This window comes from Bacillus sp. CCB-MMP212 (assembly GCF_022748145.1).
GTDB classification, from domain to species: Bacteria; Bacillota; Bacilli; order Bacillales; family Bacillaceae_G; genus Bacillus_A; species Bacillus_A cereus.
Genome location: NZ_JALDQE010000006.1, coordinates 203,094 through 219,574 on the forward strand (window position 1 = coordinate 203,094; position 16,481 = coordinate 219,574).

The window sequence follows — 16,481 nt, forward strand, 5'->3', positions numbered from 1 at the left end:
TAAAATGGTTGTAAGGAGGGGGAGGAAGAAATGCTAACTTGGATCATGATCGTTGTATTACTTGTAGTGATTACTGTCATTGCGACGGTGTTAATTGGGCGGAATGGTGATGCAAATTATAGCAAAGCGACAAAGGGGAATATTAAACGATTAACAATGATTTATATTATACTAGCTGTCGTTTTAGTTGTTGGATTAGGGGTGTATATTTATTTTAAAGGTTAAATAAACTGAAAAATGTAAAAATCTTAAAATAGAAGTATGCTATAATATCAATATAGTTATTTGGTAATTAAGGAAAGGATTGGATGGAATGATTGAAATTACGAATGTGTCAAAAAGTTATAATGGGTCTACCTATGCAGTAAAAGATTTAAGTTTATCTGTACCTAGCGGCGAAATCTTTGGATTTTTAGGACCGAATGGTGCGGGTAAATCCACGACAATTAAGATGATTACTGGCATTCACGGGGTGGACAAAGGGACTATTACGATTAACGGAAAAAATATTATGGAAGAGCCGATGGAAGCGAAGAAGACGTTTGGTTATGTGCCGGATAGCCCAGATATGTTTTTACGTTTAAAAGGAATTGAATATTTAAACTTTATGGCTGATATGTATGAAGTGCCGAAAGAAGTAAGACAAGAACGAATAGAGTCTTTAGCGAAGAAGTTTGATCTTTATAATGCATTATCTGATCAAATTCAAAGTTATTCGCACGGTATGAGACAAAAAATCGTTATTATTGGTGTGCTCGTGCATGAGCCAGATGTATGGATTTTAGATGAACCGTTAACAGGGCTTGATCCGAAATCTGCATATATTTTAAAAGAAATGATGAGAGAACATGCGGATAAAGGAAAGATTGTATTTTTCTCTACACACGTACTAGAAGTAGCAGAAAAAATATGTGACCGCGTTGCGATTATTAATAAGGGGAATTTGCAGTTTAAAGGAAATTTAAATGAAATGAGAGATCATTTTAAATCCAATGAATCACTTGAAAAAATGTTCTTGGAGATGACGGGCAATGAGTAAAATTTGGACGTTAACGAAAGTATTATTGAAATTAAATTATGCAGATTTCATAACAGATAAGAAGAAGCGATGGGCGTATGTATTTTCATTTGCAGCTATTTTATTTGTTGGCTTTTTAATGTTTGGTTCTATAACGCACGCAATGTATGAGGGAACGAAACAATTAGGGCAAGACCCAGGAATGATTATCGCAATGGGACTTGCGATTGCGAGTATATGGGTATTTTTAATGAGTATTACGAACATTTTAACTGTATTTTATTACAGTAATGACATTGAAATGTTACTACCATTACCATTAAAACCAGCGCAAATTATTTCGGCAAAATTTTTAACAGTATTAATTACACAATACGTAATGAGTTCATTCATTTTATTACCAATCTTTATTACGTACGGGTTAAAAAGTGGCGCATTTATTACATATTACATATACATGATTTTGATTTACTTACTCTTCCCGATTGTGCCGTTAGTATTAGCTTCGTTACTTATGACAGTAATCATGAGATATACAAATATAGCGAAAAATAAAGATCGAGGCAATATATTTATCGGAATCGTAAGTATACTATTTATTGTAGGAATTAACGTATTTATGCAGTGGAAAAATAAAAGTGCGTTTTCTGAAGATGCAATTGCGAGTTATCTTGCGAATAATCAATCCTCTCTTTTAGTACAAATGACAAATTATTTTCCAACTACATATTTTGGAGCAGTGGCATTAGTAGAAAATGCAAATTGGAAGGGACCTTTATATGTAATAATCTTTGCAGTTATTTCATTTGTCTTCTTTGTGTTGTTTTATTACATAGCAGAGCGTACATATTTAAAAGGGGTTATTGGACTTTCAACGAGTACAGCAAAGAAACAAGTTATTTCGGCGGAAGGTTTAGAGAAATCAACAGTACAAAGTTCGCATTTAAAAGCGTATGTGAAAAAAGAATTTAAAACGTTATTCCGTACACCACAATTTTTCTTAAATTGCATTGTACAAACTTTCGTTATGCCAATTATGTTGTTCTTTATTTTATTTGTGCAAGATGGAAACTTAAAGTTTATTACAGAGTATATTAACAATCCAAAGACAACAGGATTTGCAATTGGTGTTGGTCTTTGTGCATCGTTATTTTTAATGGGTAGTAACGTCATTGCAACAACGTCATTTTCGCGAGATGGAAGCTCTTGGTTTGTGAATCGTTATTTACCAGTAAAGGCTTCGGATATCTTTTTTGCGAAAGCAATCACTGCTTGGTTAATTAATGTAATCATTTTAGCAGTATTCGGTATTACGATGGCAGTTGTAGCTGGGATTTCTCCAGTCTTCATGATACTGTGGTTTTTACTAAGTGCGAACGGGTTACTGTTAATTAATTTAATCGGAACACGCTGGGACGCACAAACTGCAGATATTCATTGGGATACAGAGCAGAAATTATTTAAAAGTCGATATACAACTTTATGGAATTTTTTAGCTAATATTTTAATAGCTTTAATTATTGTGGGGGGAGTAAGTGTATTATACTTCTTCCTTCATGTCGGACTGTGGGTTATGTTTATCGTTTTATTTGTAATGTTTACGATTGTAAATTATATCTTTATTAAAATGTTAAAATTAGGTGCTGAACGTATACTGTCAAATATTCAATAAGAAGATAGATCCTCTGTATTCATGCAGAGGATCTGTGTATAGATGGAGGAGAAAAAGGTGAAGAAAATAGCAATTGTAACAGGGGCAACTCGTCTGAATGGAATTGGTGCAGCTGTATGCAAGGTGCTTGCTCAAAAGGGGATAGACATTTTTTTCACGTACTGGCCAAAGTATGATAAAGCGATGCCATGGGGAATGAGTGATCAAGAACCCTTTTTGCTGAAAAAGGAAATTGAAAGTTACGATGTACGATGTGAAATGGCAGAAATCAATTTATCGCAGTCTTATTCGCCAAATCGTTTGTTTTATATGGTATCAGAACGGTTAGGTGATCCATCTATTCTAGTTAATAATGCAGTATATTCTACTCATACGAGAATTGAGGAATTAGATGTAGAGCAGTTGGATAAACATTATACAGTTAATGTTCGGGCTACTATGCTATTAAGTTCATTGTTTATAAAACATTATTCACTTAAAACGGGCGGGAGTATTATTAATCTTACTTCAGGACAGTCAGTAGGTCCAATGCCAGATGAACTAGCATATGCAGCAACGAAAGGGGCAATTGAAGCATTTACAAAGTCAGTAGCACCAGTTGCGATGGAGAAGGGGATTACAGTGAATGCTGTAGATCCAGGACCGACGAATACAGGATGGATTACAGAGGAGCTGAAGCATCATTTAGTATGGAAGTTCCCGCAAGGTAAAGTAGGAGAACCGGTGGATGCTGCGCGCTTAATTTCTTTTTTAGTAAGTGAAGAAGCGAAATGGGTTACTGGGCAAGTCATTCACTCGAATGGTGGTTATTCATAAAAATATTATGTTAACAAATGTTGAGAAACAAAAAACGAAAGAAAATTTTATTTTTTTGTATAAATAAAATGTCAAGAAAGATAAAAATTTGATAGAAGAGTATATCGTCATATGAAGATAGTAATTCTTAATGTGACAATATACTCTTTTTCTTTTACTTGCGAGTAGAAAAATGAAGTAGAAGAAACTCGAATATTAAAATGAGTTTATCAGTTTTTGTACGTATTATTATGAAGATTACTGTCGGAAAGATGATAATTCGTATGAAAAGGGATTTTTTAAGGGGGAATCGAATCGTAAAGGGGAGGATAAATTATGTAAAACATAGGGGGATTTATATGAAAATGAAAAAGGTCGCTATCGCATCGATAACAATTGGTACAATGCTTACTATGGCAGCTTGTAGTCCTTCAGCAGATAAAGAAACGGAAAAGAAAGAGCAAGTAACTGCGCAAAATGATGGAGAAGCAAAAACGACAAGTGCAGATGAAGCGTCAAAAACAACGAAAGATACTGAAAAAGAAACAAATACTTCTTCAAATGAAAAAACAGATAAGGATGCAAAAAATACGAAAGAATCATCAGGAACAGAAAGTAATGGCAAAACGTCAACTCAAAACGAGAATGTAAAAACAAAAGAAAAAGAGACGACAGGAAAAACGAATGATCAAACGACTAGTGGGAAAACAACAGATCAAAGCACAAGTACAAACAATAACGGAAAGACAACGAAAGATCCGAAGAAAAGTGTTGCTGTGAAAACGAATGTTAAAGAAGTTGTAGCATTAATTGATAGCTTGGACAAGCAGTTAGCTGCTAATCCGAAATTGGAAACAGTGAATAAGCTTGGCAAACAAATTAATGAAAAGTGGGATGTAATTGAAAAAGAGCTAGAGGCATCACATCCGACGGATTCTAAAACAATCGGTCAAAGTATGTATCCGTTAATTGTAGGAGCGGAGAAAGAAAAAATCGATATTAATAAAATGAAATCTTTAACGACGAAAACGAAAAAAGATTTAAATCAGTTATTGACGAAACTTTCGTAGTTTCAAAAGCCTACTCGTGTCAGTAGGCTTTTTTGGTTGTTATACTGTGCACAGTATAACTTATTTATTTTCATTTTCAATTACGATGCGAAAGGAACTAAATGCTTGTTGACTGATATAATCTTCTTCGCTAACTTTATAAGGAAATGGAAAAGCGACGAGTTGAAAATTACTTTCCTGATCCACTGAAGGCAATATGAAATTAAAGATTTGCCTCGTTTCAGGTGCAACTTTAGTATAAACGACTTTTCTATTGTTAAATATTTCAACTTGTTTCCAATCTTTAAAAGCCACGATTGCGTAAGTCATTTCATCATTCGTTTCATTACCGTTTGATAGGGTTAATTGCTTGCCTTCCTTTTCAAAGAAGACAGTTTGTAAGTTCTCTTCACGGTTCGTAACAAATAATGGTTCGTAAAGACCATCTTTTAAAATAGCATCTGGATCTATATGGGAGAGTTTTATTTTTTCGCTTTCTTTCTGAGGAAGACGCATTGAGTATCGCATACTTAGAATATCTTCTAAAATGGCTGCTTTATTTAAGTTATTATCTTTTAATTTGTATTCAGGTTTTTTAATTATTAAAAAGGTTAATTCACTTGCATTAGGAGAAGTGTGTAAAGAGATTTTCGTAGTCATTGAACTGTTTGGCTTCATATCAAAAAAATAGTGTGATATTTCATTAGTAGTATCTTCTATTTTAAAAGGTTTTTGTTCGTAATCTTCTAGAACAATTAATCCATATTTTCGGTTTTCGTTAATAGTATGTACGAATGATAATGATACATTAATTTTATTATCCTCACTAGTAATTGTACTACCGTTGTTAATATGTTGGCCTTGATTATCCTTCAATCCGTAAGAAATAGTATTGGTTTGTTGCCCTCTCTTATTTTCTTTAGAAGGTGGATGAGGTTGTATGATTGAAGTATTGAACAAAATATAAATTGTAAGTAATGAAATGAGTAAAACACCGATAATAATATATATTTGTTTCATAAATAGCACCTCAATATATGTAAAGTATTAGAGAAAAAAGATATGCAAGATGCATATCTTTTTTCTCTTTCTTACCAGAAGGCTTTTGTTTCGTGATTCACATCATTATAACCACTTAATTTATAGGTATGATTACCGATAGCGTAATCATCTCCATAATAAACGCTTGTGTTGGTCGCTGTAGCACTGACAAAGGATGATTTTTTTGCACTATTACTTTTCGTATTTACTAATGAGCCATCGCCATTGAAAGTTCTTGCTTTTGCATAAACATAGTCTTCGGTCGTAGTTGATTTCGATTTAGCAACTGCATATGGGTTACCAAAAAAGGGAGTATATACGCTAATGTTAGAGTCATTCTTAGGTGCAGCTGCAACAGTCAAACTAGGAACACTAGATGTTTTTGTTGATTGAATTGTATCAAAGTCAACTAAAACGGGCTGCCTGTCTACAGTATTGACCTCTGAAGCACTTGCGTTATTAGTAAAACCAAAACCTAAAACCGCTAACCCTAAAGTTGTCACCGATAAAGATTTTTTCATATTCACTAATTTTCCCACCTTTTTAAATTTTTGAGTTCGAACTCAATTCATACAATATATGAAAATTTCGAAACTCTCAATGGTTTATCCCATACTTAACTTTTCTTTTACTTTCGATTCAACATGTCTTCATTTGCAAAAAAAGCGAATATATCTTCTAATGCTTAGCCAGCAAGGGATACAGGTTTAATTTTATGAAATTCATGTAAATTTAAATCTATTCATGTCAGAATCTCTATTATTTTTAAGTTCATATGGGAAACTTATTAAAAAAAGGATGGTGACAAAAATGACAATCGATCGAATTTGTACAATTGGACCCGCAAGTAATAATAAAGAAACATTAGCACAGTTAATAAAGAATGGTATGAAAATTGTTCGACTGAATTTATCGCATGGCACGCATGAAAGTCATAAAGACATCATTCGTTTAGTGAAATCATTAGATGACTCTATTAAATTTTTGGGTGATGTACAAGGACCTAAAATAAGATTAGGTGAAGTGAAGGGAGGGCAAATTACACTTCAGGCAGGAGATTCTTTTATTTTACATACACAACCAGTTACAGGGAGTAATACAGAAGCGAGTGTTGATTATGAAGGAATTGCGAATGATGTGAAAGTAGGCAGTAGAATTTTAATTAATGATGGAGAAGTTGAATTAATTGTTGGAAAGATAAGTACGGACAAAATAGAAACGAAGGTAAAAACAGGTGGCAATATCTCATCTCATAAAGGAGTTAATTTACCAGATGTGGCTGTTCGTTTACCAGCTATTACAGAGAAAGATAAAAAAGATATTCAGTTTCTTTTAGAGGAGAATGTTGATTTTATCGCATGTTCTTTCGTAAGAAAACCTAGTCATATAAAAGAAATACGAGATTTTATACAACAGTATAAAGAAACGTCACCTAATTTAATTGCAAAAATAGAAACGATGGAAGCAATCGAGAATTTTCAAGATATATGTAAAGAAGCAGATGGAATTATGATTGCAAGGGGCGATTTAGGAGTAGAGTTACCGTATCAATTCATTCCGCTTTTACAGAAAATGATGATTCAGGAATGTAATCGAACGAATACATATGTCATTACAGCAACACAAATGCTTCAATCTATGGTAGATCATTCTATTCCAACAAGGGCAGAGGTGACTGATGTGTTTCAAGCTGTACTGGACGGGACGAATGCAGTTATGCTTTCAGCTGAAAGTGCATCAGGAGAACATCCAATCGAAAGTGTGAGAACATTACGTCTCGTTTCAGAATTTGCGGAGCATGTTAAAAAAGATGGACCTTTTGCGATGAAAGATGTACTGGAGTTACTGCATAAATCACTGAATGAGTGATGAGTAAAAAAAAGAGGGTGGATATGCATCCCCCCTCGTGTTTACTCTTGTTCTTGTTCATCTAAAATCTTATCAAAAGCAGCAGATACTTTATCAAACTCTTCATCATTTTCAATGTATGAAAACTCATTATCTTCTTCTACTTTTAAAAAGAAAATATCAATGTCTTCCTCAGTTTCTGTTTGGATATCTTCAACAAAGGCAACTGCAATATATTCTGCACCTTCGACATCCATTGCTCCAAGTACTTCTACTTCCTGATCCTCATTATTCTCATCACTAAGTGTAAACACTTCGCCAACTTCAATATCAGACATATTCATTCTCCTCCTGTTCGACTCTAAAAATAGAGCACTCAAACTGTATACATACTAACATATCTTTCCATGAAAAACCAAATTCATACGTAAGAAAACAATTGATTCTTCTTTAGTATGAGTATACAGCTATTAGGAGCATTATTTGTCTGTGCTATATTACTTAATCCATTCAACAATTGTATCCATAGTCTGTCTTGTTTTATCACGCTTTGGCTCTTCTTTACGGTAACCAAAGGCAACCATAACTGATACTTCAAGATTATCGCCTTGTATAATGCCTTCTTGACGAAGTAAAGAATCTACTTCCTCTTTATCAAATCCTTCTATTGGACAAGAATCAATACCGATTTGAGCTGCACTCGTCATCATATTACCTAAAGCAATATAAGTTTGTTTAGATGCCCAATCAAATACAGCACGATCGGATTGTAATAAGTTAAAATCTGTTTCCTGGAACTTTTTGAAGAATTCATATCTAATTTTTTGAGTGTCTTCAGGCAATCCAATAATATCGTTCATCATATATTTAATATACTCTGCATCATAATGCATATCTTTAATGTTTCTTGAAAGAACAATAATAAAATGACTAGCTGTTGCAAGTTGCCCACCAGCGCCCCATGAATACGGTTGTAGTTTTTCTCTTAATTCTTTATTTTGTACGACAATAAATTTCCAAGGTTCATATCCAAAAGAAGAAGGAGATAATCTGCCTGTTTCTAAAATGAATTTGAAATCCTCTTCTGAAATTTTGTGCATAGGATCGAATTCTTTACATGCATGTCTGAAATGAAAAGCCTCCATAATTTTTTCTTTTGTAATTTCTTTTGTATTTGTCATAAAAGTTCCTCTTTTCATGAATTTATTTTTGTAAGTAAATTATATTTTTAAAGTAACATAGATACAAGTACGCACATTTATGTGGTATAGTATCAAAAAAGATACTAATGTTAAGGGAAGGGATTTATTATGGATTGTCCAAACGAAAATAATATAAATTACCCATTTTTAAATAAATATTCTTGTCCAGTTGAAGCTATGGTTGAGGTGATTGGAGGGAAATGGAAAGGGGTAATTTTGTATCATTTATTAGATGGTACAAAGCGGTTTAATGAATTAAAAAGATTAAAACCAAATATCACACAAAGAATGTTAACACTGCAGCTGAGAGAACTTGAAGCAGATGGCATCATACATCGCGAAGTATACCGTGAAGTGCCGCCAAAAGTAGAATATTCATTAACTGAGCTTGGTGAATCACTACGTCCAATGATTTTATTAATGATGGAGTGGGCAACTCATAATATGGAGAAGGTTTTGGAGAGTAGGAATAAGAAAGATAATAATTAAGAGTTGAAATTGGTATAGATGAGATATGTGAAATAGTTGTAGAAATAAAAGGTGTTTCCATACGTGAAAACACCTTTTATTTCTATATTTTTACTTTTTAACTTCAACTGCTGAAGTTGGAAAGTTATTTAAGTTTGCAATTTGACCATACCAATCAGCATGTTTAAAAACAACACCTTTTCCATATCCTTCAGTTGAAGTACGTTCCCATAGTGTTGTTGAATAGCTAGCGGTAGGGGATGCTGTACGTACAGAAACAATTTGATTTTGCCAACTAGCAGACAAGTTTTTATAACCGCTACTTAGAGAAAAATACTCGCTACCTTGATTTGTGCGTTTATAGAAGTCTGTACTACCAGGTCCGCTTCCTCCAACACCAAGGGGAGTGATTGAATTATTCAACCTTTGTTTATCTTTTTCAATAAAAGCCTCTAAACTTTCTTTGCTCGAAAATCCATAAGATAACCAGTCACCATTTTGATTTTGTTTCGGTAGAACTAACGTTATTTTTACGTCTTCATTTAATGGAGCACTCAATTTGTTAAACGAATCAACAGTCTTTTCATCTACAGTTACATATTCGAAAGAGGAAATCGTATAATCTTTTTCGGTACTAGCTGATACTAATCCCATTCCTCCAGTTAACGACGAAACAGTTAATAATGCACCTGCTACCAACTTTTTAAGCATGGATTCATCTCCTTAAAACTTAGATTTTTTACATAACTAAAATGTATGTTAATTCGAATGTATTATAAATATTTAGAAATTTATAAAAATTAAACAGAATATTCTTTTATTAGTCTTGAGTAAGGAAAGTAATTAAAAATGAAAAAAAGGTTTACTTAAAAAGTAAATCCTTTTTGCCGACCTATCTCAAAACTCTATGGATTAAAGTTTCATTTTATCCATCTATGAATCATACACTTCTTTTGCATTCATAGAAACAGCATCTAATAAAAGAAAAATGGCTGCTATAATATGTAGAAGGATTTCTATATAAGGAAAGAAGGCAACTAGAGTAACGATAATACCTATATAATGAGCGTACGTATTCATCCCTGCTTTTTTAGCTAATAAAATAGTAGTGATATGTAAAGCAATCAATAGTAGTAAAGGTAATCCATCTAGGTTAACAAGACTTGGAAATAAATAATAACAAGGAATTAATAAAAGATGATAGATTCCTGTGATCCACTTTAGTGCTTGTATGTAAGTTTTCAAAGTGAACCCTCCTAAAACAATCCATATCTGTATATTACCAAAAATAATAGGTGATTGGATATTAAATACTTGTGGTTTTTAGTTGAATATAATCTTTTTATGTTAACTAATTGTTTCTTGTTCTATAAAATAGAAAAACCACCCAAACGAGGGTGGTTCGTATTATAAATAACTACTTAAAGAAGAAAGGGAGACCTTCACCTCACTACCTTCCTTCATATTTCGCAGCATAACGGTTTCTGTACTAAGTTCGTCTTCATCAATGATAAGCACATAAGGGATATTCTCTTTATTGGCATAATTAAGGGCACGTTTTAATTTGCGTCCTGCTAGTTCAAGTTCAACTTTTAAGGAAGTGGTAGAACGTAATTGCTGGGCAATTTGTAAGCATTGTAATTCTGTCCCGAGTGGGATGATAAATAGATCCGCTGTAGATGAGATTGTTTCTTTCTGCGATAGTGCTGTATAAATAACGTCTAAACCGAATGAAATACCGACTGTTGGATAGTTCATATTATCACCACGGAATGCTCCGATAATGTTATCGTAACGGCCGCCACTACCTATGCTAGATGTAATTGAGCCATCTTTTAGGAAGATTTCATATACAGTCCCTGTATACATTGTGAGTCCTCTTGCTAAAAACGGATTGAATATCGTATTTTCATTTATTCCGAGAGCGATTAAATATTGCTGTAATTGTTGTAATTCGTTTACGCCATCGGCAACGAGTTGGTTATTGAAAGCTTCTTTAAAGTCAGCAATTGTAAGCTTTAGACAAGATAATACAGTATTACATATTGTATCAGCCATTTCTTCAGAAATTCCGCGCTCTAATACATCTTTTCGTACACCATCAATCCCAATCTTTTCGATTTTGTCTAATGATAAAATGACGTCACTCGTTAGTTCAGTAGGGATGTTAATGGACTCGAGAATACCGTTTAATAATTTTCGGTTATTATATTGAATCGTTACTTCTAAGTTTAACGTTCGGAATAGTTCAAACGCCATGCTCATAAGATCAGCTTCTGCCATGACGGATTCTACACCGACTATATCAACGTCGCATTGTATAAATTCACGGAATCTCCCTTGTTTAATTGGCCCATCTCGAAATACTTTCCCAATTTCATAACGTTTAAAAGGGAGGCGAATATTCGGATTCATCGCCACGACTTTTGCGAATGGAATGGTTAAATCGTATCGTAAGGCAAGGTCGCGTTTTCCTTGATCCTTTAGCGTATATATTTCTTTTAATATTTCATCGCCACCGCCGTACTTGTAAGACATAAGCTCATACATATTTAACGTTGGTGTCTCTAACGGTTTGCATCCGTATCGTTCAAACGTATCTTCACAAGCCCTTTTAATTTTATTTCGCAGCACTTGCTCCTCTGGTAAATAGTCTTTCGTGCCTTTTACATTTTTCATTTCCATTGTAATCACTCCTTTTTTAAATTAAAAAAAGCTATGCAGGTATAAAAATACCCACATAGCTTTATGAACGCTTCGTGGGTCAACAGGAAAAGCCCTGTACCCACGAAGAAAAATTTTTCTTCGGATACACGGCGTTACGTATGATGATGAAGTTGGAAAGAAGTATTAAAATTTCGCATTACAAATCTCTCCTTAACATAAGTTTTTCCAAATTATATCAGATGATTTTTGAATTATCAATATTTTTAGTTTTGAAATATACGTGAAGTTATGTAGGAGAAATGGAAAAGGGTGTATAATAAAACTTAATAATATGAAATAACCTTTTAAGGAGAACGTTATGAAAAAAGATAAAACAAATGCGATGCGAATATTAGATAAAGAAAAAATTGAATATTCGATGATGTCATATGATCCAGACGATGGGAAAATTGATGGCGTATCAGTAGCCGAGAAAATTGGACGAGAAGTGAGAGAAGTATATAAAACGTTAATCGCTCAAGGGAATAGTAAAAATTATCATGTGTTTATTATTCCGGTAGATGAGGAACTAAATTTAAAAGCTGCCGCAAAAGCAGTAAGTGAAAAGAAGATTGAAATGATTGCTGTGAAAGATATTACGAAAGTGTCAGGATATATTCGTGGTGGTTGTTCACCAGTCGGAATGAAGAAGTTATTTTCTACATGTATTGATGAAAGTGCCCAATCACTTGAAACGATGATAGTAAGCGGCGGGAAAATTGGTATACAAATTGAGCTTAAAGTAGATGACTTGGCGAAAGTGACGAGAGCGCAGTTTGGAGAGGTAACGAAGTAAATATACATAGGAAAAGAAGTTCTTGTTTTATTAAATTTAGATAAAGATTTATAGGATAATTAGTCCATTATGAGGACGGATTATCCTTTTTTCTTGCTACTGATCATGAGACGTTATGTTAACCGAGTGTGTATACAATATTCAACCGAAAACAAACAACATATCAACTCTATAAAATGGTAAAATAGGGAAAAGGGCATTCTGAATAATACCTTTAGAAACCACTATTTATCACATAGGGGTTTTCAAAAAAAGTAAAGGGGGGGATAAATGAAATATATTAATGGATTGTACATAGCACTTATATTGATGATGTTCATTAATTTACTTAATTTCACAATTTTTGATAATAAATACTCAGGGATAACAATGTATCTTTCTTCCGTTATATTCATAATTGGGAGCGCATTTTTTGGAAGTGCAAAACGGCTTAAAATGAGTGAGAAAAAATAAACCTTTTAGGAGGTTATAATCATTAATGAAACAACAAGAACAAGTAATCTTTCGTGAGGTTCAGCGATCCCCAATTTGGGTATGGATACTCATATTAGGGATCTCCATGCTGATGTGGTATGGATTTATTCAACAAATTATTCTTGATATCCCGTTTGGAGATAAACCAGCTTCTAATGGTGTCTTAATTGTTATGTGGTTGTTGTTCGGGATTGCCTTTCCTGTATTAATGCTTGGAGTATTGAAACTGATCATTGAGGTCCGTGAAAAAGGTCTTTATGTCCGCTTTGTTCCTTTTCATTTTCAATATAAGCAGTACCTTTTCAAAGATATACACCATTGTGAATGCATTACTTACAGTCCAATAAAACGATTTGGAGGATGGGGAATTCGTTTTAACCTTAAGAATGAAAAAGCCTATAACATGAATGGAAATAAAGGTATAGAGTTAAAGTTGCAATATAACACAGTAGTAATCGGCACTCAAAAATCAGATGAATTAAAAAAAGCACTGGACTCAGTACAAAAAGTATAATGAAAATTAAACTTTAACAAATGGGCACAATTCAACAATTTCTACTAGGTATACCTACTTTAAAAACAACTTAAATTTACTTCCAATATCGAAAATTATGTAAATAAGTTGTTCACTGGATTCCCATAGAAAACTGTGATGAGATGAAATGTTTGATTTTGAAGCACTTCAAAATCTTAGCTAGATGGCTATGTATCGGTACCGACATTAAAAAGGCAGGAACATATCAAATATGTTCCTGCCTTTGATTTTAGACAGATGTTTCCTAACAGTTGATTTTGTAAATGAAAGTCGAATTTAAATCCATATTTTGTGTGAAATATAAAACATATAATAAAAGTATGAGGTGATACAGTGAGAGAGATTCATATTCATAAAATCATTGCGAATAAGAGAAAAGAAAAGGGAATTACGCAGGAAGAGTTAGCGGCGTATATCGGTATTACGAAGGCATCTGTTTCCAAATGGGAGACGGGGCAGAGTTATCCGGATATTACATTTTTACCACTATTAGCATCATACTTTAACATTAGTATAGATGAACTAATTAGTTATACACCACAAATGGAGCAGGAAGATATTAAAAATTTATATCATCGACTAGCCGAAGCTTTTAGTGAAGAACCGTTTGATGAAGTAATGATGGAGTGCAGGGGAATAATCAAAAAATATTATTCTTGTTTTCCATTATTAATTCAAATAGGAATACTTTTTATTAATCATCACATGTTAACAGAGGACACGGATAGAGGAATTGAAATTTTAGAAGAGGCAATGAATCTCTTTAGCAGAGTGCAGGAAGAAAGTGACGATGTTTCTCTTGTGAAAGAGGCGGCATCGTTTCAAGCAACTTGCTATCTTATACTCAATAGACCAAATGAGGTGCTTCAATTACTTGGCGAAACGATACGTCCTAACTTTCCAGAGGAAGATCTAATCGCACAGGCGTATCAAATGCTTGGAAATACTGAGAAGGCAAATGAAGTGATGCAAATTAGTATGTATCAACATTTAATACAACTCGTTGGGACAATACCGAATTATGTAGTAGTAAATGCTTCAAGCGCTGAAAAAGTAGAGGTAATTTTGAATAGAGCTTTTATGTTAATAGATATATATGAATTAGAAACGTTACATCCCAATATGACTTTAAAAGTATACTATGCTGCTGCACAAGTATATTGCATGCAAGGGAATTTTGAAGGTTCATTAGAAATGCTACGGAAATATGCAGCGGTTTGTACGAATAGCTTCACAGTAAATAGCCTGCATTTACACGGCGATTCCTATTTTGATGCGATTGATGGATGGTTTGCAGAATTTCCACTTGGTGCTAAAACAGTTAGAAATGAAGAGATTATAAAGCGAAGCATGCTACAAAGCATTGCAGAGAACCCGGCTTTCGTTCCGATGAAAGATGTAAGAGAGTACAAAAATATAATAGCGAGTTTGAAATTCAAATTAGATATAACGGAATAGAAGGAGGATTAATATAATGATCTTTGATGAATATGAAGTAGCGGTAAAAAGTGAATTAACTTTGCAAGGTACGATTACAAAGCCAAAAGCTGGTGGGAAGCATGCTGCTGTTGTAATTATCGCTGGATCTGGAGAAGTTGATCGTGATGGAACGATAGTACCGCTAAAGCTTGAGTCGAACATATATAAAGATTTAGCACATGTAATGGCGCAACTTGGAGTAGTGACGCTCCGTTTCGATAAGCGCGGAGTAGGAAAGAGTAACGGAGAAATTCTGAAGACTGGAATGTGGGATTTAGTTAGTGATATAGAGGCCATGATAACGTATTTAAAAGAACAACCATTTGTTGATCCAGAAAATATCATTTTAGCTGGTCATAGTGAAGGGTGTATGTTAGCCACTGTAGTAAACGCAAGAACACCAGTTAATGGACTCATACTTATTACAGGAGCTGCAGAATCATTAGAAGAAGCTACAAAAAGACAAAGAGAAATTGCTTATAAAGAACTAAAAGAGCAGAAAGGAATAAAAGGAAAACTAATGCGTCTTCTTAATGTAGAGAAACGCGGAGAAAAACAGATGGAAAAAATAAAAGAGAAAATGATGAACACAGAAAAAGATACGATTAAAGTTGGTTTTAAACCGATGAATGCAAAGTGGTTTAGAGAGCATTTTCAGCATGACATCTATAAAGACTTACAACAAGTAACATGTCCAGTACTAGCTATTGCTGGTGATAAAGATATTCAGGCTGACCCTGAAAGAGCGAAGCGGATCGGTGAGTATGTGAAGGGTGATTCTGAAGTACGTGTAGTAAAAAATATGGATCATAGTTTAAAAAGTTTTGAAGGTGAATTTAAAGCATTAGAGTTTAAAAAGAATTATGAAGAAGGGGCAGGAAAGCCACTTCATCCAGAGTTGGAAGAAATAATTGTGAATTGGATGGAAGCACATTTTATCCAGGGCAGTAAGGCTTTTACATCAAAATTAGGTGAGGAAGTTGGGAAAGAAAGAAACTGCTTGTAAAAGATTGGTTGTTGAGTGGGAATCTAGTTTAGTATATAAAATTTTTAAATGAAAAAAATCTGTTAAGAGATAGGTTTTTTATCCTATTTTCATTTAAAAACGAACATTTTGAGTTATTTAATCGAAAATGTTCACTTTTTTCTTACGCATATACTAGTAGTTTGTTATATTATCCATATAATAATTTTGAATAACATCACTCGTATATACTCGGTAATATGGTCCGAGCGTTTCTACCTAGTTCCCAATGAAAGAACTGGACTACGGGTTAAAGTATTCGGGCGCTCTATGTAATGTGCGCTACCGATTTATAATTTTGCATGTGCTTAATTAACTTTGACTACCGTAGTTCTAGAAAGTAGAGATTCTTCTACAATTTCTAGAACTTTTTT

At 33.6% G+C, this 16,481-nt stretch carries 19 protein-coding genes and 1 riboswitch; of the genes, 12 read left to right on the top strand and 7 right to left on the bottom strand.

What is annotated here, in order from left to right:
• Nucleotides 1–30: 30 nt before the first annotated feature.
• The 5 genes from MRP26_RS18500 to MRP26_RS18520 all read left to right on the top strand — a co-directional run bounded on the left by MRP26_RS18500 (nt 31) and on the right by MRP26_RS18520 (nt 4,555).
• Nucleotides 31–225 (top strand): hypothetical protein, encoded by a 195-nt coding sequence (locus tag MRP26_RS18500; RefSeq protein ID WP_000958863.1) that lies wholly within the window; start codon nt 31–33, stop codon nt 223–225.
• Between the two features lie 88 nt (nt 226–313).
• A complete protein-coding gene (locus MRP26_RS18505; RefSeq protein WP_000570205.1) occupies nt 314–1,039 on the top strand; it encodes an ABC transporter ATP-binding protein in 726 nt (241 codons plus the stop codon).
• On the top strand, nt 1,032–2,690 hold the full coding sequence (locus MRP26_RS18510) for a putative ABC transporter permease subunit (RefSeq protein WP_242806542.1): 1,659 nt from the start codon (nt 1,032–1,034) through the stop codon (nt 2,688–2,690). Before MRP26_RS18505 ends, MRP26_RS18510 begins: the two co-directional genes overlap by 8 nt.
• Nucleotides 2,691–2,747: 57 nt before the next feature.
• Nucleotides 2,748–3,506 carry an SDR family oxidoreductase gene (locus MRP26_RS18515; protein WP_000716965.1) on the top strand — a complete coding sequence of 253 codons (759 nt, stop codon included), beginning with the start codon at nt 2,748–2,750 and terminating at the stop codon, nt 3,504–3,506.
• A 338-nt stretch (nt 3,507–3,844) separates the two neighbouring features.
• Nucleotides 3,845–4,555 (top strand): hypothetical protein, encoded by a 711-nt coding sequence (locus MRP26_RS18520; protein ID WP_000782542.1) that lies wholly within the window; start codon nt 3,845–3,847, stop codon nt 4,553–4,555.
• Nucleotides 4,556–4,615: 60 nt separating this feature from the next.
• On the opposite strand, the gene MRP26_RS18525 is transcribed toward MRP26_RS18520, so the two are convergent.
• Nucleotides 4,616–5,554, bottom strand: a complete 939-nt coding sequence (locus MRP26_RS18525) for a hypothetical protein (RefSeq protein ID WP_000810150.1) — start codon at nt 5,552–5,554, stop codon at nt 4,616–4,618.
• A 71-nt stretch (nt 5,555–5,625) separates the two neighbouring features.
• Nucleotides 5,626–6,102, bottom strand: coding sequence for a hypothetical protein (locus MRP26_RS18530; RefSeq protein ID WP_001056364.1), 477 nt, complete (start codon nt 6,100–6,102; stop codon nt 5,626–5,628).
• A gap of 283 nt (nt 6,103–6,385) precedes the next feature.
• On the opposite strand from MRP26_RS18530, the gene MRP26_RS18535 reads away from it, so the two are divergent.
• Nucleotides 6,386–7,444 (top strand): pyruvate kinase, encoded by a 1,059-nt coding sequence (locus tag MRP26_RS18535; RefSeq protein ID WP_000151087.1) that lies wholly within the window; start codon nt 6,386–6,388, stop codon nt 7,442–7,444.
• Nucleotides 7,445–7,485: 41 nt separating this feature from the next.
• Here MRP26_RS18535 and MRP26_RS18540 read toward each other — a convergent pair whose 3' ends face one another.
• Complete coding sequence (locus MRP26_RS18540; RefSeq protein WP_003271045.1) at nt 7,486–7,767, bottom strand: DUF1292 domain-containing protein; 282 nt, start codon at nt 7,765–7,767, stop codon at nt 7,486–7,488.
• Between the two features lie 153 nt (nt 7,768–7,920).
• Nucleotides 7,921–8,604: an NAD(P)H-dependent oxidoreductase gene (locus MRP26_RS18545; protein ID WP_242806544.1), complete on the bottom strand. Its 684-nt coding sequence runs from the start codon at nt 8,602–8,604 to the stop codon at nt 7,921–7,923.
• Nucleotides 8,605–8,733: 129 nt separating this feature from the next.
• Here MRP26_RS18545 and MRP26_RS18550 point away from each other — a divergent pair, with 129 nt between their 5' ends.
• Nucleotides 8,734–9,114, top strand: a complete 381-nt coding sequence (locus MRP26_RS18550) for a winged helix-turn-helix transcriptional regulator (protein ID WP_000340578.1) — start codon at nt 8,734–8,736, stop codon at nt 9,112–9,114.
• Nucleotides 9,115–9,204: 90 nt separating this feature from the next.
• Here the strand turns inward: MRP26_RS18550 and MRP26_RS18555 are convergent, their stop codons facing one another.
• The 3 genes from MRP26_RS18555 to MRP26_RS18565 all read right to left on the bottom strand — a co-directional run bounded on the left by MRP26_RS18555 (nt 9,205) and on the right by MRP26_RS18565 (nt 11,778).
• Nucleotides 9,205–9,804, bottom strand: a complete 600-nt coding sequence (locus MRP26_RS18555) for a hypothetical protein (RefSeq protein WP_000914424.1) — start codon at nt 9,802–9,804, stop codon at nt 9,205–9,207.
• 222 nt (nt 9,805–10,026) lie between these two features.
• Nucleotides 10,027–10,338, bottom strand: a complete 312-nt coding sequence (locus MRP26_RS18560) for a hypothetical protein (RefSeq protein ID WP_000860701.1) — start codon at nt 10,336–10,338, stop codon at nt 10,027–10,029.
• 162 nt (nt 10,339–10,500) lie between these two features.
• Nucleotides 10,501–11,778 carry a histidine--tRNA ligase gene (locus MRP26_RS18565; protein ID WP_242806546.1) on the bottom strand — a complete coding sequence of 426 codons (1,278 nt, stop codon included), beginning with the start codon at nt 11,776–11,778 and terminating at the stop codon, nt 10,501–10,503.
• Between the two features lie 340 nt (nt 11,779–12,118).
• Here MRP26_RS18565 and ybaK point away from each other — a divergent pair, with 340 nt between their 5' ends.
• The 5 genes from ybaK to MRP26_RS18590 all read left to right on the top strand — a co-directional run bounded on the left by ybaK (nt 12,119) and on the right by MRP26_RS18590 (nt 16,089).
• The gene (gene ybaK, locus MRP26_RS18570; RefSeq protein ID WP_000710852.1) at nt 12,119–12,595 is read left to right on the top strand and encodes a Cys-tRNA(Pro) deacylase; all 477 of its coding nucleotides are present in this window, start codon (nt 12,119–12,121) and stop codon (nt 12,593–12,595) included.
• Nucleotides 12,596–12,865: 270 nt separating this feature from the next.
• Nucleotides 12,866–13,048 carry a hypothetical protein gene (locus tag MRP26_RS18575; protein ID WP_000875160.1) on the top strand — a complete coding sequence of 61 codons (183 nt, stop codon included), beginning with the start codon at nt 12,866–12,868 and terminating at the stop codon, nt 13,046–13,048.
• Nucleotides 13,049–13,073: 25 nt separating this feature from the next.
• Nucleotides 13,074–13,583 (top strand): DUF6141 family protein, encoded by a 510-nt coding sequence (locus tag MRP26_RS18580; RefSeq protein WP_242806548.1) that lies wholly within the window; start codon nt 13,074–13,076, stop codon nt 13,581–13,583.
• A gap of 354 nt (nt 13,584–13,937) precedes the next feature.
• Nucleotides 13,938–15,062: a helix-turn-helix domain-containing protein gene (locus MRP26_RS18585; RefSeq protein ID WP_001206782.1), complete on the top strand. Its 1,125-nt coding sequence runs from the start codon at nt 13,938–13,940 to the stop codon at nt 15,060–15,062.
• 16 nt (nt 15,063–15,078) lie between these two features.
• Nucleotides 15,079–16,089 (top strand): alpha/beta hydrolase, encoded by a 1,011-nt coding sequence (locus MRP26_RS18590; RefSeq protein WP_000575473.1) that lies wholly within the window; start codon nt 15,079–15,081, stop codon nt 16,087–16,089.
• Between the two features lie 180 nt (nt 16,090–16,269).
• Nucleotides 16,270–16,373: riboswitch (purine riboswitch) on the top strand.
• The last annotated feature ends 108 nt before the right edge of the window (nt 16,374–16,481 follow it).